The sequence below is a fragment of the Acidimicrobiia bacterium genome (assembly GCA_040902765.1).
Taxonomy (GTDB): Bacteria; Actinomycetota; Acidimicrobiia; order Spongiisociales; family UBA11373; genus DATKBG01.
In genome coordinates this window covers 26,841-48,808 of record JBBDWO010000014.1, presented here as the reverse complement: position 1 = coordinate 48,808, position 21,968 = coordinate 26,841, and the positions used below count along the sequence as shown (strand labels likewise).

19 protein-coding genes and 1 tRNA gene are annotated in these 21,968 nt (G+C 68.1%); 11 read left to right on the top strand and 9 right to left on the bottom strand.

Going from position 1 to position 21,968, the window contains the following annotated elements:
- Positions 1-25 precede the first annotated feature (25 nt).
- Positions 26-430, bottom strand: a complete 405-nt coding sequence (locus tag WEA29_04505; GenBank protein ID MEX2323015.1) for a lipopolysaccharide assembly protein LapA domain-containing protein — start codon at positions 428-430, stop codon at positions 26-28.
- Positions 431-543: 113 nt separating this feature from the next.
- Between WEA29_04505 and WEA29_04500 the strand changes: the two genes are divergently transcribed.
- A complete protein-coding gene (locus WEA29_04500; protein MEX2323014.1) occupies positions 544-1,242 on the top strand; it encodes a 50S ribosomal protein L25 in 699 nt (232 codons plus the stop codon).
- A 39-nt stretch (positions 1,243-1,281) separates the two neighbouring features.
- On the top strand, positions 1,282-1,896 hold the full coding sequence (gene pth, locus WEA29_04495; GenBank protein MEX2323013.1) for an aminoacyl-tRNA hydrolase: 615 nt from the start codon (positions 1,282-1,284) through the stop codon (positions 1,894-1,896).
- On the opposite strand, the gene pgsA is transcribed toward pth, so the two are convergent.
- Positions 1,893-2,474: a CDP-diacylglycerol--glycerol-3-phosphate 3-phosphatidyltransferase gene (gene pgsA, locus WEA29_04490; protein ID MEX2323012.1), complete on the bottom strand. Its 582-nt coding sequence runs from the start codon at positions 2,472-2,474 to the stop codon at positions 1,893-1,895. The two genes, pth and pgsA, sit on opposite strands and share 4 nt — an antisense overlap.
- 132 nt (positions 2,475-2,606) lie before the next feature.
- On the opposite strand from pgsA, the gene mfd reads away from it, so the two are divergent.
- From mfd to WEA29_04455, 7 genes are all read left to right on the top strand, one after another.
- Positions 2,607-5,954 carry a transcription-repair coupling factor gene (gene mfd / locus WEA29_04485; protein ID MEX2323011.1) on the top strand — a complete coding sequence of 1,116 codons (3,348 nt, stop codon included), beginning with the start codon at positions 2,607-2,609 and terminating at the stop codon, positions 5,952-5,954.
- Between the two features lie 5 nt (positions 5,955-5,959).
- On the top strand, positions 5,960-6,844 hold the full coding sequence (locus tag WEA29_04480; protein MEX2323010.1) for a peptidylprolyl isomerase: 885 nt from the start codon (positions 5,960-5,962) through the stop codon (positions 6,842-6,844).
- Positions 6,841-8,259 carry a nucleoside triphosphate pyrophosphohydrolase gene (mazG, locus tag WEA29_04475; protein MEX2323009.1) on the top strand — a complete coding sequence of 473 codons (1,419 nt, stop codon included), beginning with the start codon at positions 6,841-6,843 and terminating at the stop codon, positions 8,257-8,259. The genes WEA29_04480 and mazG overlap by 4 nt, the downstream gene beginning before the upstream one ends.
- 302 nt (positions 8,260-8,561) lie before the next feature.
- Entirely contained in the window at positions 8,562-9,833 is a 1,272-nt protein-coding gene (gene eno, locus WEA29_04470) for a phosphopyruvate hydratase (GenBank protein ID MEX2323008.1), read from the top strand.
- Positions 9,830-10,228: a septum formation initiator family protein gene (locus WEA29_04465; protein ID MEX2323007.1), complete on the top strand. Its 399-nt coding sequence runs from the start codon at positions 9,830-9,832 to the stop codon at positions 10,226-10,228. Before eno ends, WEA29_04465 begins: the two co-directional genes overlap by 4 nt.
- Complete coding sequence (locus WEA29_04460) at positions 10,221-10,742, top strand: DUF501 domain-containing protein (protein MEX2323006.1); 522 nt, start codon at positions 10,221-10,223, stop codon at positions 10,740-10,742. Before WEA29_04465 ends, WEA29_04460 begins: the two co-directional genes overlap by 8 nt.
- Positions 10,724-11,641 (top strand): exopolyphosphatase, encoded by a 918-nt coding sequence (locus WEA29_04455; GenBank protein MEX2323005.1) that lies wholly within the window; start codon positions 10,724-10,726, stop codon positions 11,639-11,641. The genes WEA29_04460 and WEA29_04455 overlap by 19 nt, the downstream gene beginning before the upstream one ends.
- 36 nt (positions 11,642-11,677) lie before the next feature.
- Here the strand turns inward: WEA29_04455 and WEA29_04450 are convergent, their stop codons facing one another.
- Together WEA29_04450 and WEA29_04445 are read right to left on the bottom strand one after the other, a co-directional pair.
- Positions 11,678-12,295: a VOC family protein gene (locus tag WEA29_04450; GenBank protein ID MEX2323004.1), complete on the bottom strand. Its 618-nt coding sequence runs from the start codon at positions 12,293-12,295 to the stop codon at positions 11,678-11,680.
- A 2-nt stretch (positions 12,296-12,297) separates the two neighbouring features.
- Positions 12,298-12,888: a GNAT family N-acetyltransferase gene (locus WEA29_04445; protein ID MEX2323003.1), complete on the bottom strand. Its 591-nt coding sequence runs from the start codon at positions 12,886-12,888 to the stop codon at positions 12,298-12,300.
- 97 nt (positions 12,889-12,985) lie between these two features.
- Here WEA29_04445 and WEA29_04440 point away from each other — a divergent pair.
- Positions 12,986-13,070: transfer RNA gene (locus WEA29_04440), tRNA-Leu, on the top strand.
- A 252-nt stretch (positions 13,071-13,322) separates the two neighbouring features.
- Here WEA29_04440 and WEA29_04435 read toward each other — a convergent pair.
- The 4 genes from WEA29_04435 to WEA29_04420 all read right to left on the bottom strand — a co-directional run bounded on the left by WEA29_04435 (position 13,323) and on the right by WEA29_04420 (position 18,348).
- Positions 13,323-13,625 carry a ferredoxin gene (locus WEA29_04435; GenBank protein MEX2323002.1) on the bottom strand — a complete coding sequence of 101 codons (303 nt, stop codon included), beginning with the start codon at positions 13,623-13,625 and terminating at the stop codon, positions 13,323-13,325.
- Between the two features lie 120 nt (positions 13,626-13,745).
- Positions 13,746-15,407, bottom strand: a complete 1,662-nt coding sequence (locus tag WEA29_04430; GenBank protein MEX2323001.1) for a DUF885 domain-containing protein — start codon at positions 15,405-15,407, stop codon at positions 13,746-13,748.
- 53 nt (positions 15,408-15,460) lie between these two features.
- On the bottom strand, positions 15,461-17,374 hold the full coding sequence (locus WEA29_04425; GenBank protein ID MEX2323000.1) for an acetoacetate--CoA ligase: 1,914 nt from the start codon (positions 17,372-17,374) through the stop codon (positions 15,461-15,463).
- A gap of 125 nt (positions 17,375-17,499) precedes the next feature.
- On the bottom strand, positions 17,500-18,348 hold the full coding sequence (locus tag WEA29_04420; protein MEX2322999.1) for an LLM class F420-dependent oxidoreductase: 849 nt from the start codon (positions 18,346-18,348) through the stop codon (positions 17,500-17,502).
- Between the two features lie 372 nt (positions 18,349-18,720).
- On the opposite strand from WEA29_04420, the gene WEA29_04415 reads away from it, so the two are divergent.
- Positions 18,721-20,322 carry an ABC-F family ATP-binding cassette domain-containing protein gene (locus WEA29_04415; protein MEX2322998.1) on the top strand — a complete coding sequence of 534 codons (1,602 nt, stop codon included), beginning with the start codon at positions 18,721-18,723 and terminating at the stop codon, positions 20,320-20,322.
- Between the two features lie 3 nt (positions 20,323-20,325).
- Here the strand turns inward: WEA29_04415 and WEA29_04410 are convergent, their stop codons facing one another.
- Positions 20,326-21,960: an ATP-binding protein gene (locus tag WEA29_04410; GenBank protein MEX2322997.1), complete on the bottom strand. Its 1,635-nt coding sequence runs from the start codon at positions 21,958-21,960 to the stop codon at positions 20,326-20,328.
- Positions 21,961-21,968 lie beyond the last annotated feature (8 nt).

The following is a 21,968-nucleotide window of genomic DNA, read 5'->3' as shown; positions in this document are numbered from 1 at the left end:
GGACTCGCGGTAGCCGGAGACCCGGTCAGGAGGGCTGGTTGTTCGTCTGCTGGCGGAGTCGCTTGAGTTCTTCGCGTTCATTGAGGATCCGCCGCTTGCGCCGGCGGTAGACCAAGCCGGCGACCTCGTCGATGATGACGCCGGCCAGGACCGATCCCAGGATGAGCACGATGAGCGGAGTGGTAAACCGCCACCCGAGGAACCTGACCTCGATGCTCGCCGTGTTCTGCGCGGCAAAGACGATCACCACCGCGGTGATCAGGACGCCAAACACCAGGCCCCAGAAGAACCCGGTGCCGACGAAGACCTTGCGCTCGCCTGCGTTCTGCCGCCGAGTCGCCTCCGCCTTCTCGATGGCTGCGTGGTCGGTTGCGGGTGTGTCGTGGTGTGACGCCACCTCGTCCTCGTCCATGTGCGGTACTTCGGTCATAGTTGGGATGGTACTCGGGCACCTCGGCACGGTGGAGGCGTTCTCGCCTTGCCGAATGCGTCGTCTGTGGGCGATAATGACCACCCCCCTCTGCCCTCCGAGGAGATTTCGCGATGAATCAGGTCAAACTGCGCGGCGAGCCGCGTTCCGAGTTCGGCTCGCGCAGCGCGCGCCGCATGCGACGCGATGGTCGCGTCCCCGCCATGGTGTATGGCCGGGGACGCGACGCCGTGACGATCAGCGTCGATCGCAGGGAGCTCTACGCCGTGTTGCACACGGAGTCGGGAGCCAACGCGCTCATCGACCTGTCGGTGGAGGGGCAGAAGAAGCTCCTCACGGTCGCTCGCGAGGTCCAGCGGGATCCCGTCCGGGGAGAGATCGTCCATCTCGACTTCATCAGTATCTCCCTCGACGAGGCCATCGCCGCCGAGGTCCACGTCGAGTACCTGGGCACCCCCGAGGGCACCAAGGAGGGCGGGGTGCTGGAGACGATCCGAACCGTGGTCCATGTGAGTGCCCTGCCAATGGACATCCCGTCCAGCATCCCGCTCGACATCTCGGAGATGATCGTCGGTGACACGCTCAAGGTCGCCGACCTCCCGGCGATCGAAGGTGTCGAGTACACCGAGGACCCCGACGCCAGCCTGGTCACCGTCGTCATCCCGCGGATCGTCGAGGTCGAGGAGCCGGTCGACGAGGGCGAGCTGGAAGAGGGTGAGCTGCCCGAGGGCGAGGAGGGCGAGGAATCCGAAGGCGCATCCGGCGACGGCGATGCCGGCGGCGGAGCCGATGGGGACCAAGACTCCTCCTGACCGTCGACGCCCCGCTCCTGACCTTGGGGGTTCGGGATCATGAGACGCTCTGAGCGGGATGGGCCCTCGGCGCTGGTCGTCGTCGGCCTCGGGAACCCGGGGAGCGAATACGAGGGGACCCGCCACAACATCGGTGCCGAGACTGCCGCTCTGATGGCCGCCCCCGTCGGGCTCGGTCGGGCTCCACGGCGAGTCCATGCCCGGGTAGCCACCGTCGAGCTCGGGGGCCGCAAGGTGCTGCTGGCGGTCCCGACGACGTTCATGAACCTCTCCGGGGAGGCCGTCGTCTCGATCCTCGGGTACTACAGGCTCACCTCCGATGCGCTGGTGGTGGTCCACGACGACATCGACCTCCCCTTCGGGCGGATCCGTTTCCACGCAGGCCGTGGGTCCGGCGGGAACAACGGGGTCGAGTCGATCATCAGGTCGCTGCGCACCAACGACTTCCGGAGGGTGCGGCTCGGTGTCGGTCGTCCTCCGGGGCGCATGGACCCTGCGGACTTCGTACTCAGACCGTTCGGCAAGAGCGAACGCCCCGACGCCGACCTGATGGTGCGCGAGGCGGTCGACGTGGTGGTGGCGTTCGCGGTTGAAGGGGACGAGGGGGCCAAGGCGGCGGCGGCACTCGCCTCCCGTCGTATTGAGGGCGACTAGCCGGCGGTTCGACTCGCCCGCAGGACGCGCGCGAAGCGCGTGAAGTACTCGTACCCGGAGAGTGCGGTCACCACGACGGCACCGACCATCACCCATTGGTCGGGTCTCAGGCCCCCGTACGCGGTCTCCGTGCGAATCAGGGCCATCATGATCGCCAGGTACTGAACACTCGCCTTGATCTTTCCCCAGATGGACGGATGAACCACCTCGCCGTCCATTGCCGCCAACCCGCGCAGACCGGATACCAGGATCTCGCGGGCGACGATCACGAACGCCGCCCATGCCCAGACCCGCCCGATGGCGACCAGCCCGAAGAGCGCACCGGCCACGAGCACCTTGTCGGTGATCTGGTCGAGGAAGGCGCCGAACACGGTGGTGATCTCCCATCGGCGCGCCAGGTAGCCGTCCAAAAAATCGCTGAAGATGGCGAGCACCATCAGTGCCGCCGCGATTCCGAGCGAATGGTCGATGTGCTCTGAGAGCAGGATCAGCGTGAGGATCACCGGCACCAGCGCCATGCGGAAGTATGCGATTCGGTCTGGAATCGACAGCGTGGGCCTCCGGGCCGGGCTGGGCATGGTATCGCTCGGGGGCTGTTGCCGGTTGCCGGTTGCCGGTTGCCCGTCGCCCTTGGATCCCAACTGGTAGCTGGTAGCTGGTAGCTGGCCACTGGCCACTGGCCACTCGCACCCCGTTTACCCTCCTGTCCCATGCCCGCCCCGCTCGCCGCCCTCGTCGACCTCTGGCGGGCACATCCGATGGGTGGCGTCGATCGGATCGCCGTGCCTCCGCCGGTGCGCGCCTACTTCCTCGCCGGACTGGCCCTGGAAGCCCGGGGTCCACTGCTGGCGATCGTCCCGGGTGAGGTCGATGCCGAGGAATTGACGGACGACCTGGCGCTGTTCACGGAGTCGACGGCCCTGCTGCCGGCATGGGAGACGCTCCCGTTCGAGCACGTCTCGCCCAACCTCGGCACGATGGCGGCACGCGCCGAGGCGCGTCACGCACTGCGCACCGCCGGAGGTGGGACGGTGGTGGTGGCGTCGGTGCGCGCTGCGATCCAACGGGTTGCCTCCGCGCCGGTCGAGCCACTGGCGGTGGCCGAAGGGGAGCGCATCGACTTCGATCGACTCGTCGACCACCTGTCGAGACTGGGATACGAACGGACCCACCGGGTCGAAGGCCGGGGACAGTTCTCGGTGAGGGGAGGGATCGTCGACGTGTATCCGGGCCAGGCACGGAGTGCGGTCCGCATCGATGTCTGGGGGGACACCGTTAGCGAGATCACCGAGATGTCAATCGCCAGCCAGCGGTCGGAGGGTCGCATCGACCGGGTTCTCGTCTTCCCGGTGCGCGAGCTCCGGCCTGACGAGACGATCGCCGCCACCGCCCGTTCACTTCTGACCACGGCACCGTGGGCATCGTCGTCGTGGGAACGACTGGCGGCTGGGGCCACCTTCCCCGGGATGGAGTCGTGGCTCCCATGGCTGACCCCACCGCGATCGGTCGTCGACGAACTCTCCGGGAGGGGCGGTGTCGTCCTCTTCGATCCTGTTTCCTGCCGGGAACGAGCAGCGGCGCTGGCGACCGAGGAGTCGGAGCTCGCCGCCGCCCTCGCCGCGACCTGGGGGATCGATCCGGTGGCGGCAGCAGAACATCCACCCCTGTTCCTCGATCTTCCCGGCCCGGGAGAGGGGTTCGTCGAGGCGCCGCCGGCTCCCGCACGGCCCGAAGACCCGACTCTGCGGGTCCGTGGGCTGGACGCGGTTCCCGGCGATGCCGAGTCGGTGGCCGCTGCCCTCGGGCGCCTCATCGCCGATGGAACGAAGGTGGTGATCGCGATGGATGGGGAGGCCGCCGCCGATCGCGTGGCGCGGATCCTGGGCGAGGCGGGCCTCGGGCTGGCGCGTGAGGACGGGTTCGCCGGCGAGTCCCTGGTCATCGGAGCCGGCATCCACCGTGGATTCGCGCTCCCCGACGTCGGTGCCGCGGTGTTCGGCGAGCAGGAGATCGCCGGTCGGCGGCGTGCCCACCGTCGTCCGGGTCGCACCCGCGCCCAGCCGACCGAGGGATACGACGATCTGCGATCCGGGGACTACGTAGTCCATCGTCAGCACGGAATCGGTCGCTTCGAGGGGCTGGTGACCCAGAGGCTGGGCGACGTGGAACGCGACTACCTCCTGGTCGCCTATGCCGGCGGCGACCGGCTCTACGTGCCGACCGATCAGCTCGGAGCGATCACCCGCTACACCGGCGGCGAGGCGCCCAGACTCAGCAGGATGGGCGGAGCGGACTGGGAACGCACCCGGAGCCGGGTCCGCGCCGAGGTCGCCGCCGTCGCCGAGGAGGTCGTTGCGCTGCACCGGACTCGGGCACTGGCGAGGGGCCACGCCTTCGGACCCGACACCCCGTGGCAGCGGGAGCTGGAGGATGCCTTCCCGTTCGAGGAGACCCGCGATCAGTTGCTGGCGATCGGTGAGGTCAAGGCGGACATGGAGAGCGACAACCCGATGGATCGCCTGGTGTTCGGGGACGTCGGCTTCGGCAAGACCGAGGTGGCGGTGCGGGCGATGTTCAAGGCGGTGCAGGCGGGCAAACAGGCGGCCATGCTGGTGCCGACGACGCTGCTCGCCCAGCAGCACCTCCAGACGATCGGTGAGCGGTTCGCCCCGTATCCGATCCGCGTCGAGGTGCTGAGCCGGTTCCTGACCGGCGCACAGCAGCGGTCCGTGGTCGCCGGACTCGCCGACGGCACCGTCGATGTCGTCGTGGGGACCCATCGCCTGCTGTCCGAGGATGTCTCCTTTCGGGACCTCGGCTTGCTCGTCGTGGACGAAGAGCAGCGGTTCGGTGTCGCCGCCAAGGATCGGATCCGAAGCCTGCGGTCGTCGGTGGACGTACTGACCCTCACCGCGACGCCGATCCCGAGGACGCTGGAGATGGCCCTGACCGGCATCCGGAGCGTGAGCCGCATCGCGACGCCGCCGGAAGATCGTCACCCGATCCTGACCTTCGTCGGACCGTACGACGAGCGGGCGGTGGCGGCGGCGATTCGCCGGGAGATGCTGCGCGATGGGCAGGTCTTCTACGTGCACAACCGGGTGGCATCGATCGACTCGGCGATGGCGCGTCTCAGATCCCTGGTGCCCGATGCCCGGCTGGCCGTCGCCCACGGTCAGATGAGCGAGAGTCGGCTGGAGCAGGTGATGCTCGACTTCTGGAACCGCGATTACGACGTCCTCGTCGCCACCACGATCATCGAGTCCGGTCTCGACCTTCCGCAGGTCAACACACTCATCGTCGAACGCGCCGACGTGCTCGGCCTCGCCCAGCTGTACCAATTGCGCGGGCGCGTGGGGCGATCGTCGCAGCGCGCCTACGCCTACCTGTTCCACGCCGAATCGGAGCATCTGACCGAGGAGGCGCACCGCCGCCTCGAGGCGATCGGTGAGTTCGCCGACCTCGGCTCCGGATTCCAGCTGGCGATGCGAGATCTCGAGATCAGGGGAGCCGGCAGCCTCCTGGGCAACATGCAGTCGGGCCACATCAGCGCGGTCGGACTCGACCTCTACGTGGAGTTGGTCGCCGATGCAGTCGAACAACTCACCACCGGTAATACCTCGGAGCGGCAATCGCCCGGAGTGCGGATCGAGATGCCGGTCGAGGCTCATCTGCCCGACGACTACGTGCCCGATCAGGAAAGCCGTCTCGAGGCGTATCGCCGGCTGGCGGCTGCCACCACCCACGGCGACGTCGATGACGTGGTCGCCGAGTGGGAGGACCGCTACGGCCCTCTGCCGCGCCGCGCCGATGCCCTGGTCGAGGTCGCCCGCCTCCGTGTGGAGGCCCTGCGGGTTGGGATCACCGAGGTCGTCGCCAGCCGCCGTGACGTGCGGCTCACCCCGGTCGCCCTGAAAGCCTCCGAGGAGGTCCGACTCGAGCGGCTGCGGCCGGGCGCGTTGGTGCGTGACGGCTCGCTGTTCCTCCCCAAGGCCCGTGCCTCGGTCGCCGAGTTGACCGAATTCCTCCGTACAATGTGGCCCCTCGACGGGAAGTAACCCCTTTGCACAAGATCGTCCCCCTGGCTCTCGCCTGCCTGTTCGCCGTCTCCTGCGGCGGCAGTGGAGCGGTGATGGCGCGTGTCGGCGATGCCACCATCACCGAAGGCGATGTCGCCGCGCTGTTCGAGGCGCGGTCGATGCCGATCGGCGACGATCTTCGCTCTGCTCTGTTCCGGCTGTCTGCCCTCGAGGTGTTGCTCGACGCCATGGAGGCTGATTTCGATCTCGAGCTGGACCCGGCCGAGGTCGATCGCACGTTCGAGGAGATGCAGGCCGACCTGACGGCCCGTGGCGTCACTCCGTCCGACGCCCTCGGCGTCCCCAATGCTGGGATGGGCATGGTCCGATTCAACGCCGAGCTCGCCGTGATTCGGGCACTCGTGTCGGCCCAAGTGCTGCGCTCGGCAGAGTTTCTCGACACGCTCTACCGCGATGGCATCGGGGTGACCACCGTATGCGTCCAGCACGTGCTGGTCGCCACCGAAGACGAGGCATTGGACGTCCTCGAGCGGCTCGATGACGGTGAGGACATCGGTGATGTGGCCGCCGACGTGTCCCTCGACACTTCCGAGCGCGGTGACCTGGGCTGCCGACCCGCCAGTGAGTACGTGACCGACTTCGCATACGCCTCGGTGCAGGCCGACATCGCGGTGCCGACCGGCCCGGTGCAGACTCAGTTCGGGTTCCACATCCTCATCGTGTCCGACCGGGAGGTGCTCGATCGCGCCCTGGTCGAATCCGATCCGTTGGCGTATCTGTCCGGTGTCGACGCCGGCTTCGCGTGGAACAACTGGGTCAACGACACCCTGCGAGCCGCCGAGGTCCATGTCGAGCCGCAGTACGGGACCTGGTCCCCCACGGGCATTCAGGCCCCCGACGCCGAATGAGTGGCATCCAGGCGGTCGGACTCGGTCCGGCTGGCCTGGATTGGATCTCGGCACGGGCTGCGGGCATCCTTCTCGACGCGGGAGCCACGGTGGTGGTGCGCACGCTCGATCATCCGGCAGCGCGGGAGCTGGCAGCGCAACGCCAGGTGGTGACCTGCGACGACCTCTACGAGTCGGCTGAGACGTTCGATGGCGTGTACGCCGCGATCGTGGCTCGCCTGGTCGATCTGGCGCTCTCCGGACCCGTCGTCTACGCCGTTCCGGGGTCTCCGATCGTGGGTGAGCGGGTCGTCGGGTTGCTGCGCCAGGCCGGGGTGGCGGTCGATGTGGTCGTCGCGCCGTCGTTCATCGAGGCTGCCCTGGGGGCGCTGGGGATCGATCCGCTCGAGCGGGGACTTGCGGTGCTCGACGCTCACGATCTGCCGTATCCGCTCCTCTTGGGGCTTCCCACGCTCATCGGCCAGCTCGACTCGGCGATGGCCATCGACGCGGTGCGTGACGGGCTGCTCACCGTGTTGGATGCCGACGCGGAAGTGACCCTGGTGACCGACGCTGGCGGGGAGAGCCCGGGGCTGCTGCGGCTCCCGCTCGGCGAGCTCCGTTCGAGCCATGCCGGACTGCGGGTCAGTCTGTTCGTCGACGTTCCCGCCCCGGGCTGGCCGGGATTGGTTCGGACCAGCGCCCGCCTCCGACTGGACTGCCCCTGGGATCGTGAGCAGACCCACCACTCGCTCGCCAAACACCTCCTCGAGGAGGCCCACGAGGTACTCGAGTCGATCGAGCGGCTCCCTGCGGAGGCTCCCCTCGGCGCCCCCGACGTCGCCGGGTACGTCGAACTCGAGGAGGAGCTCGGTGACCTGCTCATCCAGGTGGTCCTGCACGCCACGCTCGCATCCGAGGCCGGCATGTTCGGCATCGAGGAGGTCGCCGAGGGTGTCAGACGCAAGCTCGTCACGAGGCACCCACACGTTTTCGGCACCGTCGACGCCACCACGCCCGAACAGGTCATGGCGAACTGGGAGGCGATCAAGCAGGACGAGAAGGGCCGCCACTCACGCCTCGACGGCATCCCGGTCGGCCTTCCGGCGCTCGCCAGGGCGTTCGAGACACAGGCCCGGGCCGCCTCCGTCGGGTTCGACTGGCCGTCGGTGGAGGGACCGCTCGACAAGGTGGCCGAGGAGGTGGCAGAACTCGCCGAGGCGGAGGGGTCCGGCCGCTCCGACGAGTTCGGGGACCTGCTGTTCTCCTTGGTCAACGTGGCGCGGCACCTCGGCATCGACCCCGAGCAGGCCCTGCGCCGCACGGTGGCGCGATTCGAGCGCCGCTTCCGGGCCATCGAAGCGGAAGGTGACATCCGGGGACTCACCCTCGCGGAGATGGATGAGCGGTGGGAAAGAGCCAAAGGGACCTCGTGATGAGGTTCTCTTGCGGTTCCTCCCCCTGAAGGGGGGAGTACCTGGCGGCGGAGCCGTCAGGGGAGGGGGGAGGGCGATCATTACGTGGGCCTCGCGACGCGTCTGGTTCCCCCCTCCGTCTCGGCCCTTAAGGCCGATCCACCTCCCCCTTCGGGGGAGGGGACCGCGCGATGAGTTCCTTTGCGGACGACCAAGTACCGCCCTCTGGCCATGAGCCATGAGCCATGAGCTGCCCGCCCCCCAGCTCAATCCTCCATGTACCGCGATCTTCCGACTACCTTCCACCTTCCAAAGGAGGGCCTGTGACGATCCGATCGATCCAGGCTCGCGAAGTCCTCGACTCCCGGGGTAACCCAACCGTCGAGGTCGAGGTGACGCTCGCTGGCGGTCACTTCGGCCGTGCGGTGGTTCCCTCGGGGGCTTCGACGGGGGCTCTCGAGGCGATCGAGCTTCGAGACGGCGGCGACCGCTTCGGCGGGAAGGGCGTGACGCGGGCCGTCCGCAACGTCGTAGACACCATCGCACCGTCACTGGTCGGACGCGACGCGCTCGACCAGGAGGGCATCGACCAGGCGATGCGTGACCTCGACGGCACGCCCAACAAGGGCAACCTCGGTGCCAATGCCATCCTCGGCGTGTCATTGGCCGTGGCCCGGGCTGCCGCCACCGGTTCCGACATGCCGCTGTTTCGGTACCTGGGGGGTCCATCAGCACGAGTGCTGCCGATTCCGCTCCTCAACGTCGTCAACGGGGGAGCCCATGCCGCCAACTCGATCGACGTGCAGGAATTCATGCTGGTCCCTGCCGGATTCGGGACGTACCGCGATGCGTTGCGCGCCGGCGTCGAGACCTATCACGCGCTGCGTCGGGTCCTGGCCGGGCGTGGCCTCTCGACCAACGTCGGCGATGAGGGCGGTTTTGCTCCGGATCTGGCGGGCAGCCGCCAGGCGCTCGACTTGCTGGTCGAGGCGGTCGAGTTGGCCGGCTACGAGCCTGGTACGCAGATCGCCTTCGCCCTCGACGTGGCCGCAACCGAGTTTCATCGCGAGGGCACCTACGACCTGGAGGGGGGCTCCCTCACCGCTGCGGAGATGGTCGATTACCTGGCGGGCTTGGTCTCCGACTATCCGATCGTGTCGATCGAAGACGGGCTCGACGAGGCTGACTGGGACGGCTGGCGAATCCTGACCGAGCGTCTCGGACAGCGTGTGCAGCTCGTCGGCGACGACCTGTTCGTCACCAACCGGGACCTGTTGCGTCGTGGCATCGATGCGGGGGTGGCGAACGCCATCCTGATCAAGCTCAACCAGATCGGCAGCCTGTCGGAGACCCTCCACACCATGGAGGCGGCGGAGAGCGCCGGCTACCGCCGGGTCGTGTCCCACCGTTCGGGCGAGACCGAGGACACCTTCATCGCTCACCTCGCCGTCGCCACCAACTCAGGTCAGATCAAGACCGGGGCACCGGCTCGAGGGGAGCGCACGGCCAAGTACAACCAGCTGCTGAGAATCGAGGAGGCGCTGGGGCCCAACGCTCGTTACGGCGGCTGGGATGCCCTGGGGAGGCTCCCGTGAGACGCAACCGCCGCGGGATAGGACTGATCGGCGTGTCGGCGCTGTTCCTCGTGGTGGTCGTGGCCATGGGCTTGTCCGGGATCCTTCCGTTTCGCCAGATCATTGCCAGCGATCGAGCGGTGGAGCTCTCGGAGCGCAAGCTCGGTGCCCTCGTCGAGGAGAACCGGCGTCTGGAGCGGGAGGTGGCCGCCCTCCAGAGCCTCGAGGAGGTGGAACGGCTCGCCCGCGAGAACTTCGGGCTCGTGATGCCCGGTGAGATCGGGTACGTGTCGGTGCCGGTCGACGCCTCGGCCGACGACGTCGGGGCCCTCCCCTCGACCCCGGCGGAGGACAAGCCGTGGTGGCGGGCCGTCTGGGACGTCCTCACCGGGCGTGACCTGATCACCGATGGGTGATCGCGAGGTCGTCGCCGCGCAGTTGGGCCGGCCATTGCGTTCCGAAGCCGACGTCGTTGTCCGGTGTCACCTCGAGCTCCCGGTGGTGACCCGCGTCCCGCCGCGCCTGGACGATGGGACCCCGTTCCCGACCCGGTACTGGCTGAGCTGTCCGCTGGCGGTGGTGCGGATCGATCGGATCGAGGCGGCGGGTGGCGTCGCCAGCATGGATCGTCGGCGTGTGTCCGACCCGGTATTCGGTGAGCGGCTCGCCGCGGCGCACGAGCGGTACCGACGCGAGCGAGATGCGGCCGTGCCGGTCGACGCCGCGCCGCGCCCGTCGGGGGGAGTCGCCGGCAGCAAGGGCGGCGTCAAGTGTCTGCACGCCCACTACGCCGATCATGCCGCAGGCAACGACAACCCGGTCGGGGAGTGGGTGGCCGATCAGGTCGAACCGCTCGACTGCACGACCCGGTGCATCGTCGCCACCCCGGACGGTGTGGTGCGCAACTCGGAGTGGACCGAGCCGACATGATGGTCGGGGCGGTCGACATCGGGACCAACACGGTGCGCCTGCTGATCGCCGACGCCTCAACGGATCCGCCGTCGGAGGTGGAGCGCCACAGCGTCGTCGTGGGACTCGGCCGCGGCGTCGATCGAGCTCGTCGCTTCGACCCCGATGCGGTGGAACGCGCCCTCGCCGCTCTCGGCGGCTTCGCCGAGAGGATGGACGACGCGGGGGTGGCCCGTCGATCCGCTGTCGCCACGTCGGCCAGCCGGGACGCGGCCGATGCCGATGCCTTCCTCGACCGGGTCGCCACAGTGATCGGGGTGCGGCCACGGGTGATCTCGGGTGACGAGGAGGGGCGACTGTCGTTCCGGGGAGCGACCCGATGGTTGCCCGGGTCCATGCCGGTAGTGGTCATCGACCCCGGTGGTGGCAGCACCGAGTTCGTGTTCGGCGGTACCCGACCCGACTACATGGTGAGTATCGACATCGGGTCGGTGCGGCTCACCGACCGCCTCCTGCCCGATCGACCGGCAACGTCCGAGCAGATCGCCGCGGCCGCCGCCCATGTTCGCGATCTGTTCGCCTCTGTCACCTTGCCGGGGCGGCCATCGCGCGCGGTCGGCGTCGGGGGGACCTTCACCTCCCTGGCCGGCATCGCCGCCTCCGAGAGCGATGCCCCCACGGTGGTCGAGGGCAGGGGCATGACGCAGAGGGCGCTCGACGGTCTCGTCGGTGCGCTTGCCGGACTGTCCATAGAGCAAACGGCGGCGATCCCATCACTCGACCCGGCTCGCGCACCGGCCATCCTTGGGGGTGCCATCGTCGCCGCCGAGGCAGCCCGCCACGTGGCGGTAGACGCGGTGACGGTGTCGGTGCGGGACCTCCTCGATGGGGTGGCGATGGAGCTGGCGAGCCACGGGTAGGACGGCGTGGAACCGGCTGCGTGCCCGCCCGGACTCTCAGATCAGCGTGATCGGACCGTCGGTGGTGTCGACTGTCACCGAGACCACGCCCGGCGGACCGTCTTCGACGGTGATCGGCAGACCGTGTAGCCCGAGGCGAAGATCCAGATCGTGGTGCTCTCCGGCCAGCACGAGGGACAGCCCTCCCGTTGGTGTCACCCGGTGCTCTGCCGCCACTGCCCCAGGGTGCACCCCGGGATCATCCCATTGGATGAAGAACACGCTGGTCGTGCCGGAGAACACGTCGGAGGCTCCCACCAGACGCCACGCGAGGGTCGAGCCATCGGGTCGGGTGCGCGACATGGCGATCGGTTTGGCGTCGAAGCGGGCGGCGACCGAGCCGGCGTCGTCGGTGCGAAGGCACAGGGCGGCAGGTCGTGGGGTCGGCTCCGCCTGGCGCATCGCCCAGCGGCCCATCTCGCTGGCACCGGCCTCGGTCGGATCGACGACCGCCATCAGCTCCAGGTAGGTGGACCCGAGGGGGACGATCCGGTTGGCGGTCCCGTGACCGTCGTGTCTCCCACCCGGCACCGACTCCAGCCCGTGGATCCCGTACATCCAGTCGTGACCGGTTGCGAGATCGTCGACCAGGAGGATGACGTGGTCGATCTCCACGGTCAGGCTCCCGGTTCGGGGGTGAACTCTCCGGCCGCCACGGCCCGCAGGGCGTCTTGGATGCTCGATCCATCGAACGCCGCGTTGAGGTCGACCTCGATGCGGAGGACTCCTTTGTCTGCCCTGCGAAGGGCGCCGAGCCGTTCCAGCGGGCGGAGGATCTCGACGTTGTCCCCGAGCACCCATCCGCGAAACGTCGTGATCCCGTTGTCGAGGGCGGTGGCGACGAGGAGTCTCAGCAGGATCGTGCCCAGGCCCTTGCTCTGGTAGTCGTCGACGACGATCACGGCGGCCTCGGCGATCGTCGGATCCTTGGCATCGCGTACGTAGCGGGCGACGCCGAGGCCGTGCTGGTCATCGTCGGGGTCGACCGCCACCCAGGCGAAGTGGTTGCTGTAGTCGATCTCGGTGAGGTAGGCGAGCTCCTTCGGTGACAGACTGGTCACCGGACGCAGGAAGCGTCGATATCGGGACTCGGGGGAGACCCGGCTCAGTCCGGCGGCGAGGGCCTCCTTGTCTTCGGGTCGGATCGGGCGCACCGTGACGGTGGTCCCATCCCGGAGGAGGGCGGGGTGTTCGCCGTGTTCAGACACCGATTCAGCCTCCGGTGGCCAATGCCAGTGGTCAGTGGCAGTTCGGGGGAGCATAGGTTCCGGGGTTGCTCGGGGCATCGGTACGCTGCCGGACGCAGCCCGGGTGGCGAAACGGCAGACGCGTCGGACTTAAAATCCGAGGTCCCGAAAGGGGCGTGGGGGTTCGAATCCCTCCCCGGGCACAGCCAAGAAGGTATTTGGACTTAGTACTTGGTACAGAGCAGACAGAGCTCACAGCTCACAGCTCACAGCCAGAGGCGGAGATAGGTGGTCCCTCCCCCCGAAGGGGGGAGTCCCGCAGGGAGCGCAGCGACCGGAGGGGAGGGGGGAGGGCGATCGCTACGCAAACCTCGCAGCGCGTCTCCTTGGTACAGAGCAGCTAACAGTCAACAGTCAACAGCCAGGACGGTTTGACTGGCGACTGGCAACCGGCCTTAGGCTCCTCGCTTGGCGATCGAATCGGCGTTGTAGGGCTCGATCATGATGCACTCGCCCGGGCACTCTTCGGCCGCCTCGATCACGATGTCGACCTGGGAGTCGGGGACGCGAGCCACACCGCGAGCGCCGTCAGGCCCGTGCCCGTCGCCATCGCCGCCGTCGAACAGGATGGCCTTGTCGAAATGCTTCGCTTCTTCTTTGACGACCCAAAGACCGTCGTCGCGACCGCGGAAGACATCGGGTGCGATCTCCTCGCAAATGCCATCGCCGGTGCAGAGGTCCTGGTCGATCCAGACCATCCACTTCGTCTCAGCCAACACGCACCTCCATTGCCGCCTCGGTTTGCCGTTGGCGAGTCCATCTTTGCACAGACGGCGTCGTTATCCTGGATCGAAGCACCGTCAGGCTTCTCTCGAGCGTCATGAGGCCGATGCCGCCCAGTCGCTCACCATCCGATCCAGGGTGCCCAGGGGGACGAGGCCGCTGCTGAGCACGGTGTCATGGAATCCCTTGATGGTGAAGCGGTCCCCGAGCGCCTCCTCGGCCTGGCGGCGCATGCGCTGGATCTCGAGCCGCCCGATCATGTAGGAGGTCGCCTGGCCGGGGTACGAGATGTACCGATCCACCTCGTTCTCGGTGGTGGTCAGGGTCATCGGCGAATTCTTCCGGAAGTAGTCGATCGCCTGCTGGCGGGTCCACCCCATGGCGTGGATGCCGGTATCGACCACCAGTCGGCCCGCTCGCATCGAGTCGGCGGAGAGCATGCCGATCCGCTCCAGCGGGCCCGAGTACAAGCCCATCTCGTCGGCGAGTCGTTCGGTGTACAGCCCCCAACCCTCGCCGTAGGCGGCGATGAAGGCTTGCTTGCGGAACTCGGGCACCCCCTCGAGCTCGCCGGCGATCGCTAGCTGCAGGTGATGTCCCGGAATGCCCTCGTGATATGCCATCGACTCGATCTCGAAGGTGTGCCACCGGGTGGGTTCGGCGGTGTTCACGAAGAAGATCCCCGGACGCGACCCGTCGGCCGCCGGCCTGAAGTAGAAGGCAGTCGGCCCGGATGCCGTCTCCATCACCCGACAGTCGGCGACCGGAAGTCGGCCGAACCAATCGCCCATGGCGGCCTTGGCTTTGGCCATCGCTGCTTCGGCCGCCGCCACGATCGTCGGACCGTCCTCGAAATGCAGGTCCGGGTCGTCGCGTAACCGTTCGAAGATCTCGTCGAGATCGGAGGTCCCGAGGACCTCGGCTCCGAGGGTCCGGTACTCGTCGGCGAGCGACTCGATCTGGGCGAGGCCGACGTCGTGGATCTCCTGCGGCTGCTTGTCGGTGGTCGTGTATCGGTAGAGGGTCGCGGCATACGCCACCTCCCCGCCGGGAAGGTGGCAGAGTCCCGGTTGGTCGTCCGAGCGACCCGCCGGTACCACGGTGTCGGCGATGACATCTCGCCACCTGCGCAGGGCGGGGCGCACCACGTCGGCGGCCACCTGCGCCATCTCCGCACGCCAGGCCGCTTCTCCGTCCCATCCCTCGGGGGCCTTCAGCTTCACCAACGGGTCCCCATCGCCATCTGCGGCGAGCAGTTCGTCGGTCATGGCGATCGTCTTGAGGGCTGTCGATGCGATCGGCACCCGGCCAGCAGCGACACCATCCTTGAGTCGGTCGGCGGCAGCATCGAAGTAGGCGGCGATGCCGTGGAAGCGCTCCGGCATCGCCGCGGCATGTTCTGGCGCGGTGAGCGGGTACTGCGGGAGTTCCACCGGCAGCATCGCCTGAACCCCGATCGTATGGCTGACATACGCTTCGGCGAGGCGGGTGGCGGCCACATCGGCCCGGCTCGACGCCTCGAAGATGAGGACCTCGCGCGTGATGCGCTCGTCATCGGTGAGGTCCCCCGGGTCGATCGCCTCTGCCGCCGCAGCGAACTCACGCGACCGGCCGATGGCACGATCCTCGGCGGCACGGGACGCGTCCTCGAAGCGGCCGTCGTAGCGATGGTCGCCGAGCATGAGCGCCTGAGTCGGGTGTTCCTCCAGGATGTACTCCCAGTAGTCCCGGGCGAGACGGTCGAGTGCTTCGTTCATGGTGGTACCTCCCCGTGTTCGCCCGATCCTACGGGTTGGACCAGGGGTCCCGTTCAGTCGAGGATGCCGACGAACTGATCCAGCGATGACGGGTTGGCCAGGGCATCGCGGTTGGTGATGGCCTTGCCGGCGACGGCGAGCCTCACCGCCTTCTCGACCTTCTTCCCGCTGATGGTGTACGGCACCTCTGAGATGGACATCACTCGGCGCGGCACATGGCGCGGCGACGTTTGGTCACGGATGGTGCTCTTGATCCGAGCGGTGAGGTCGTCGTCGAGATCTTCACCGTCGGCGAGCACCACGAACAGGACCACCTCCGTGTCGCCGTCGGTGTCGTGGCCGATGACGATCGAATCCACTACCTCCGGCATGGTCTCGATCGCCCGGTAGATCTCGGCGGTACCGATGCGCACGCCGCCTGGGTTGAGGGTCGTGTCGCTGCGGCCATGGATCACGACGCCCCCCTCGGGGCGAATCTCGATGAAATCGCCGTGGGTCCACACCCCCGGGTGCTCGGCGAAGTAGGCGTCGTGATAGGCACTCCCGTCCGGGTCGTTCCAGAAGGCCACCGGCATCGATGGGAACGGCTTCGTGCACACCAGTTCACCCTTTTCACCGATCACGGCCCTCCCCTCGTCGTCCCAGGCCTCGACGGCCATGCCGAGGGCGCGAGCCTGGAGCTCCCCGCGACGGACCGGGAGGGTGGGCACGCCGATGGCGAAGCAGCCGATGATGTCGGTGCCTCCGCTGATCGATGCGAGGTGGACGTCTTGCGAGACGTTGTCGTAGACCCAGTCGAATTGGTTGGGGTTGAGGGGGGAGCCGGTCGACCCGATCCAGCGGATCGATCCGAGATCGGCGATGTCGCGGGGCCGCACGCCGCCCTTGGCGTTGGCGGCGAGGAACCGAGGACTGGTGCCGAAATGGGTGATCCCGGTGTAGGCAGCGAGACGCCACAGCACGCCCAGGTCAGGGTGGGAGGGGCTTCCGTCATACAGGACGATCGCCGCCCCCGACCCCAGCCCGCCCACTAGCCAGTTCCACATCATCCATCCGCAGGTGGTGAACCAGAAGAGCCGGTCCGCCGGTCTGAGGTCGGAGTGCAACTGGTGCTCGCACAGGTGTTTGAGCAGGGTGCCGCCAGCGCCGTGCACGATGCTCTTGGGGGGTCCGGTGGTGCCGGACGAATACACGATGAACAGCGGATGGTCGAAGGGCAGCTGGGCGAACTCCGGGTCGCTGGCCGGGGTGGAGGTGAGAGTGTCCCAGGCGATCTGACCGGCGCCAGCGCCGCGGCCGATACGGTCGATGACGACGGTGTGACGGATCGACGGGATGGCGGATACGGCGGTGGCGACGGTGTCGGTCACGTCGTAGGCGGTCCCGTTGTACTGATACCCGTCCACGCAGATGAGCACGGTGGGTTCGATCTGTCCGAATCGGTCGATCACACCCATGGCCCCGAAGTCGGGTGAGGTGGACGACCAGATCGCGCCTGACGCCGCGGTGGCGAGCATGGCTACGACCGCCTCGGCCCCGTTGGTGACCAGGCCGGCTACCCGGTCGCCGACACCGACTCCGAGGTCGCGCAGGGCGGCCTGGACACGAGCCACCCGGCCCCACAAGTCGGCTCGGGTGATCGTCTCGAGGCTCCCATCCTCGCCTGCGACCAGTAGCGCCGCTTCGTCGCTCGGTCCCCGGAGGAGGTTCTGGGCGTAGTTGAGTCGTGCCCCGGGGAACCACTCGGCTCCGGGCATCGACTCTCTGCCCACCGGGGTCGAGGGAGGCTCTGTGGCGAGGACTCCGCACCGATCCCACACTGCCTGCCAGAACTCGCCGTACTCCTCGACCGACCACTGCCACAGCGCCTCGTAGTCGTCGGCGCCGAACCCGACCGCCGTGGCGAATCGGGCGAGGAGCGACGCATCGGCTCGCTGGGGCTGGGGTTGCCAGAGGACCGACGTCATGGGGCGACTATATGAGGCCCGGTCCCGTGGACGCTGGCGGGGGTCGGCTGATAGCATCGCTGGCGGAAGAGCGACCCGCATCCGGTGTCGACGAGTTCGGCCCGTGCCGCAGGCACGGGCCTGCTCTATTCGGCGAACGCCGGCATCACCTCGGCGGCGAATTGGGTGAGTCCGTCCACCCCGAGGTATGCCGGGACCACCACCCGATCCACCCCGGCCTCGGCGAGGACTTCCACGTGTTCGTGCCCGGGCCGGGCCGCCATCGTGATCTCCAGGCTCGCCGGGTCCCGTCCCGCATCCTCGGCGGCGCGCCGGGCGGCGACCACCAGACCGGGGAGTTCGTCGCTCGAGGCACTCGCCGGGAAGAAGCCATCGCCCAACTCGCCGGCGCGGCGAGCGGCGCGGCGGCTGTGCCCCCCGACCACGATGGGTATCGGGCGCTGGATGGGATGCGGGCGTGAGTACAGCTCGGCGAAATCGATGAAGCGTCCCCGGTATCGAGCGACATCGGAGGTCCAAACCGTTCGCAGCACGTCGATGTACTCGTCGAGGCGCTCGCCCCGGTCGTCGAACGACACCGCCAGCGCCTCGAACTCCTCGCGGAGCCATCCGGCACCGACCCCAAGGATGACTCGTCCAGCGCTCAGCACGTCGAGTGTCGCCACCTCCTTGGCCAGGATCAGCGGGTTGCGCTGGGGGAGAATGAGGATGCCGGTGGCGAGCCGGATAGTCGTGGTGACGCCGGCGATGGCGGCGAGCCACACGATCGGGTCGGGGGAGTCGAACGTGTCGTCACCGCCCGCCATCTTGCCGCTGCGGCTGTACGGGTACGCCGATGAGTAGTCCTTGGGTACGACGACGTGCTCCACCGTCCACAGCGACTCGAACCCTGCCGTTTCGGCCGCTCGGGCCAGCCCGATCGCAGCCTCTCTCCCGGGAGCGGCGGCGTTGACGAAGGTGAGCCCGAACTTCACCAGCGGGAGGGTAGGGGAGCGGCGCCGCCGGCGCCGTTCCCCTACCGCGTGCAGCTTGCAGCGTGCAGCGTGCAGCAGGCAGCCTGCAGCAGGCAGAGTGGGCGCGGTCCGGGATTGGTCCGTTCTGACTCTCCTCCCCCGACGGGGGAGGTGGCAGCGGCCGAAGGCCGATGACGGAGGGGGAGGCCAGACGTGTCGCGATGCCCACGTAGCGTTCGCCCTCCCCCCTCCCCGCCGCTCGCTCCGCTCCCGGCGGTACTCCCCCCTTCGGGGGGAGGGACCACGTGTCGCCCCCTCTGGCTGTGAGCTGTGAGCTGTGCGCTGTCTAGGTACCAAGTACTGAACACCTGGTAGTTACCCTCTCTGGCTCTGATGATCATCGCTCGCGGCCTCACGATCGAGGCCGGCATCCGGACCCTGCTCACCGACGCCTCCTTCGCCCTCCACCGAGGGGACAAGGTCGGCCTCGTCGGTCAGAACGGCGCGGGCAAGACCACATTGCTGCGCACACTCGTCGGCCTCCTGGAACCCAAGGAGGGAACGATCGCACGCTCCGGGATCATCGGGCATCTGTCTCAGGAGGCGGCGCTTCCGGAACTCGACCACCCGGAGGCGACGGCTCTGGAGCGCATCCTGACGGCGCGGGCGATTGGGGACCTGCAATTCCGGATGGAGGAGACGCGAGCCAAAATGGAGGTCGCCGATGGCGACGACCGGGATCGCCTGATTCGCCAGTACTCGCGCCTCGAAAACGAGTTCCAGGCCCGAGGCGGCTATCACGCCGAGGCGGAGGCACGCAGGTTCGGCGCCTCGCTCGGGATCAGCGACGAAGAGATGGCGCAGCCGGTGCGAACCATGTCGGGCGGGCAGCGGCGCCGCGTCGAGCTGGCTCGCATCCTCTTCGCCAATACCGATGTGCTGCTTTTCGACGAGCCCACCAACCACCTCGACATGGATGCGAAGGCCTGGCTCGTCGGGTTCCTCACCGACTACTCGGGCGCCCTGCTCGTGGTCAGCCACGACCTGCCGCTTCTCGACGCTGCCATCACCTCGGTGCTATCCCTCGAGAACGGCGCCATCGAGGCATACCGGGGCAACTACTCGTACTTCCTGCAGGAGCGGGACCGGCGCCGAGAGCAGCGACGCCGCGAGCGGGTCCAGCAGGACAAGCGCATCACCCAACTCGAGGAGACGGCTCGACGATTCATGGGCCGTACCGAGAAGATGTCGAAGGTCGCCAAGGGCATGCAGACCCGGGCGGAACGTATGAAGCGATCGCTGGTGGAGGTCGGGAAGTCGGCTCGGTCGGTCGCGGTGCGCTTCCCCCAACCGGACCCTTCGGGCCGCATCCCCATCGACGCCACCGAGCTGGCCAAGGCGTTCGGCGACAACGTGGTGTTCGTGGAGGTGGATGTCCACCTCGAGCGGGGCGAGGTCATGCTGATCATGGGGCTCAACGGCGCCGGGAAGACGACCCTGCTGCGGATCCTGGCCGGGGTCGAGAGCGCCGACATCGGGGAGGTGACCCTGGGCCACAACGTGTCCCTCGGCTACTACGCCCAGGAGCACGAGCAGATCCGCCGCGACCACACGGTCATGGATCATGTGCGTGCGGTGGCGACCGGAGAGACCGACCAGACGCTGCGATCGGTGCTCGGGCTTTTCCTGCTCGCCGACAAGGTGGATCAGCCCGCCGGGACACTCTCCGGCGGGGAGAAGACCAAACTCGCGCTGGCTCAACTGGTGATCGGGCGCCACAACGTCCTCTTGCTCGACGAGCCGACCAACAACCTGGATCCGCAGGCCAAGGAGGCCCTGCTCGCCGCGCTCCACGCCTACACGGGCACGATCGTCCTGGTGAGCCACGACACCGACTTCGTCGCCGAACTCGGGCCGGATCGGGCGATCCTCATGCCCGACGGTGCGCTCGATTACTTCGACGACTCGCTGCTCGACCTGGTCGCCCTGGCCTGACGGCTAGATCGACGTGGCGGGGCCAGCTTCGCTCTCGTCGACCTCCTCGGCGGTCACCGCGGCGCCGATGACGCAGCCGTGCTTGTCGAAGAACGGGGCGCAGTAGGTGCGGGTCAGCACCTGAGATCCGTCGGCCCGCGTCACTCTGACGAAGAACGGTCCGGTCGACTCTCCCGAGGCGATCGTCTTCGCCACCGGCGAGTTCGTCAGGTCGAGTGGCGTGCCGTCGGCGAACCGTACGTCGAAGGTTCTCTGGCTGACCGCAAGGTTGGACGGCCGCTGATCATTGTGTTCGATGCCGAGCAGCTGTCGTTCCCGTCTGTTCATGTCTACGACCCGGGGCGGGTCGCCGGTGAACACCGACACCGCGATCGGTAGTGCCTCCAGCACACTCGATCGGAGCCGACGCTCGTAGTCGGCATCGGCGCTGAGGCGCGCCCGCTCCAGGGCGAGTCCGGCGAGGCGAGCCATGGCGGTGGCGATCTCGAGGGCTCGGGGTGACAGCGTGTCCTCGGCGAGTCCGACGGCGAGCAGGCCGATGACGGTGTCCTCGTCGTCCGGCCCGTGGATCGGCAGGAAGAGGCCGACGGGACTCCCCAACTGGAGGTACCAGTCGAGGTCGGCGTTCTCCAGGTCGCTGATCAGTTCGGGCTCACCGCGGTCGAGCACGCGTCGGGTGAGCGCGGTGGTCGGGGCGGGCGCTTCTGCACCATGTCCCCGGCCGCCGGCGAATTGGATCTCGCCGTTGCGGTCCCTGACCAACAGGCGACCCGACTCGGCGTCCAGATGCTCGGACAGGATCCGGTGGATCCCGGCCACCATCCGATCGAGGTCGCGCTCGGTGAGCAGGTGGGTGACCGCGACGAGCATCTGGGGGCCAGCGGGCAGTGTGACGGCTCCACTCTGCCGTTCCTCGTTTCGGATGGGGGTTGCCTCCGAGCGCGACCGTGGGAGGGTCAGGCTGAGCGTGGCTCCCGTCCCGAGCGGCTCGGCGGCGACCACCAGGTCACCCTGGAGCAGGCGGGCCAGGTCGCGGCTCAGGCCGAGTCCGACACCGAGGCCCGGCGACGGGCCCGGGTCGGAGAACACGCGCTCGGCGTCGGCAGCGGCGATGCCGGGACCGCTGTCGGACACGTGCACGGTGACGGCGTCGCCGTCGTGCTCGAACCGAACTTCGACCGCGCCGTCGGGGGCGTAGCGTTGGACGTTCTGGAACAGATTGGTGAGGATCTGCCTGACCAATCGACCGTCGGAGTGAGCCACCGCCGTGCGGTCGATGGGGATGAAGGTCCGGGATGCCACGTCGGGGAATCGTCGTAGCACCTCGTGCGTGAGTGCCTGGAGGTCGATCGCCTCGATCGTCGGGTCGAGGGCGCCGCGGGCGATCTTGGCGCCCACCACCAGGCCGTCGACGAGGTCGAGCATCTGCTCGGCTTCTTGTCTACCGAGCGAAGCCAGTTCTCGGGCCTCGTCGTCGTCGATCCGGAGCGAACCGTCTTCGAGCAGGCTGAGCAGGCCGAGCACGGAGGTGAGCGGCGTGCGCAACTCGTGCGCCACCCGCTGGAAGGCAGTCTGGTCGGCGTTGGTGGTTGTCATCGTGCCGGACGACGTCGGCTGACGTCGCTCCTTGTCATCCATCGGCAGAT

Coding starts and splice junctions, on each gene's coding strand:
- mazG (MEX2323009.1), top strand. CDS start 6,841: ATGAGTGGCATCCAGGCGGTCGGACTCGGTCCGGCTGGCCTGGATTGG.
- WEA29_04505 (MEX2323015.1), bottom strand. CDS start 430: ATGACCGAAGTACCGCACATGGACGAGGACGAGGTGGCGTCACACCAC.
- WEA29_04415 (MEX2322998.1), top strand. CDS start 18,721: ATGATCATCGCTCGCGGCCTCACGATCGAGGCCGGCATCCGGACCCTG.
- WEA29_04425 (MEX2323000.1), bottom strand. CDS start 17,374: ATGACGTCGGTCCTCTGGCAACCCCAGCCCCAGCGAGCCGATGCGTCG.
- WEA29_04410 (MEX2322997.1), bottom strand. CDS start 21,960: ATGGATGACAAGGAGCGACGTCAGCCGACGTCGTCCGGCACGATGACA.
- WEA29_04430 (MEX2323001.1), bottom strand. CDS start 15,407: ATGAACGAAGCACTCGACCGTCTCGCCCGGGACTACTGGGAGTACATC.
- pth (MEX2323013.1), top strand. CDS start 1,282: ATGAGACGCTCTGAGCGGGATGGGCCCTCGGCGCTGGTCGTCGTCGGC.
- WEA29_04460 (MEX2323006.1), top strand. CDS start 10,221: ATGGGTGATCGCGAGGTCGTCGCCGCGCAGTTGGGCCGGCCATTGCGT.
- WEA29_04435 (MEX2323002.1), bottom strand. CDS start 13,625: ATGGTCTGGATCGACCAGGACCTCTGCACCGGCGATGGCATTTGCGAG.
- pgsA (MEX2323012.1), bottom strand. CDS start 2,474: ATGCCCAGCCCGGCCCGGAGGCCCACGCTGTCGATTCCAGACCGAATC.
- mfd (MEX2323011.1), top strand. CDS start 2,607: ATGCCCGCCCCGCTCGCCGCCCTCGTCGACCTCTGGCGGGCACATCCG.
- WEA29_04500 (MEX2323014.1), top strand. CDS start 544: ATGAATCAGGTCAAACTGCGCGGCGAGCCGCGTTCCGAGTTCGGCTCG.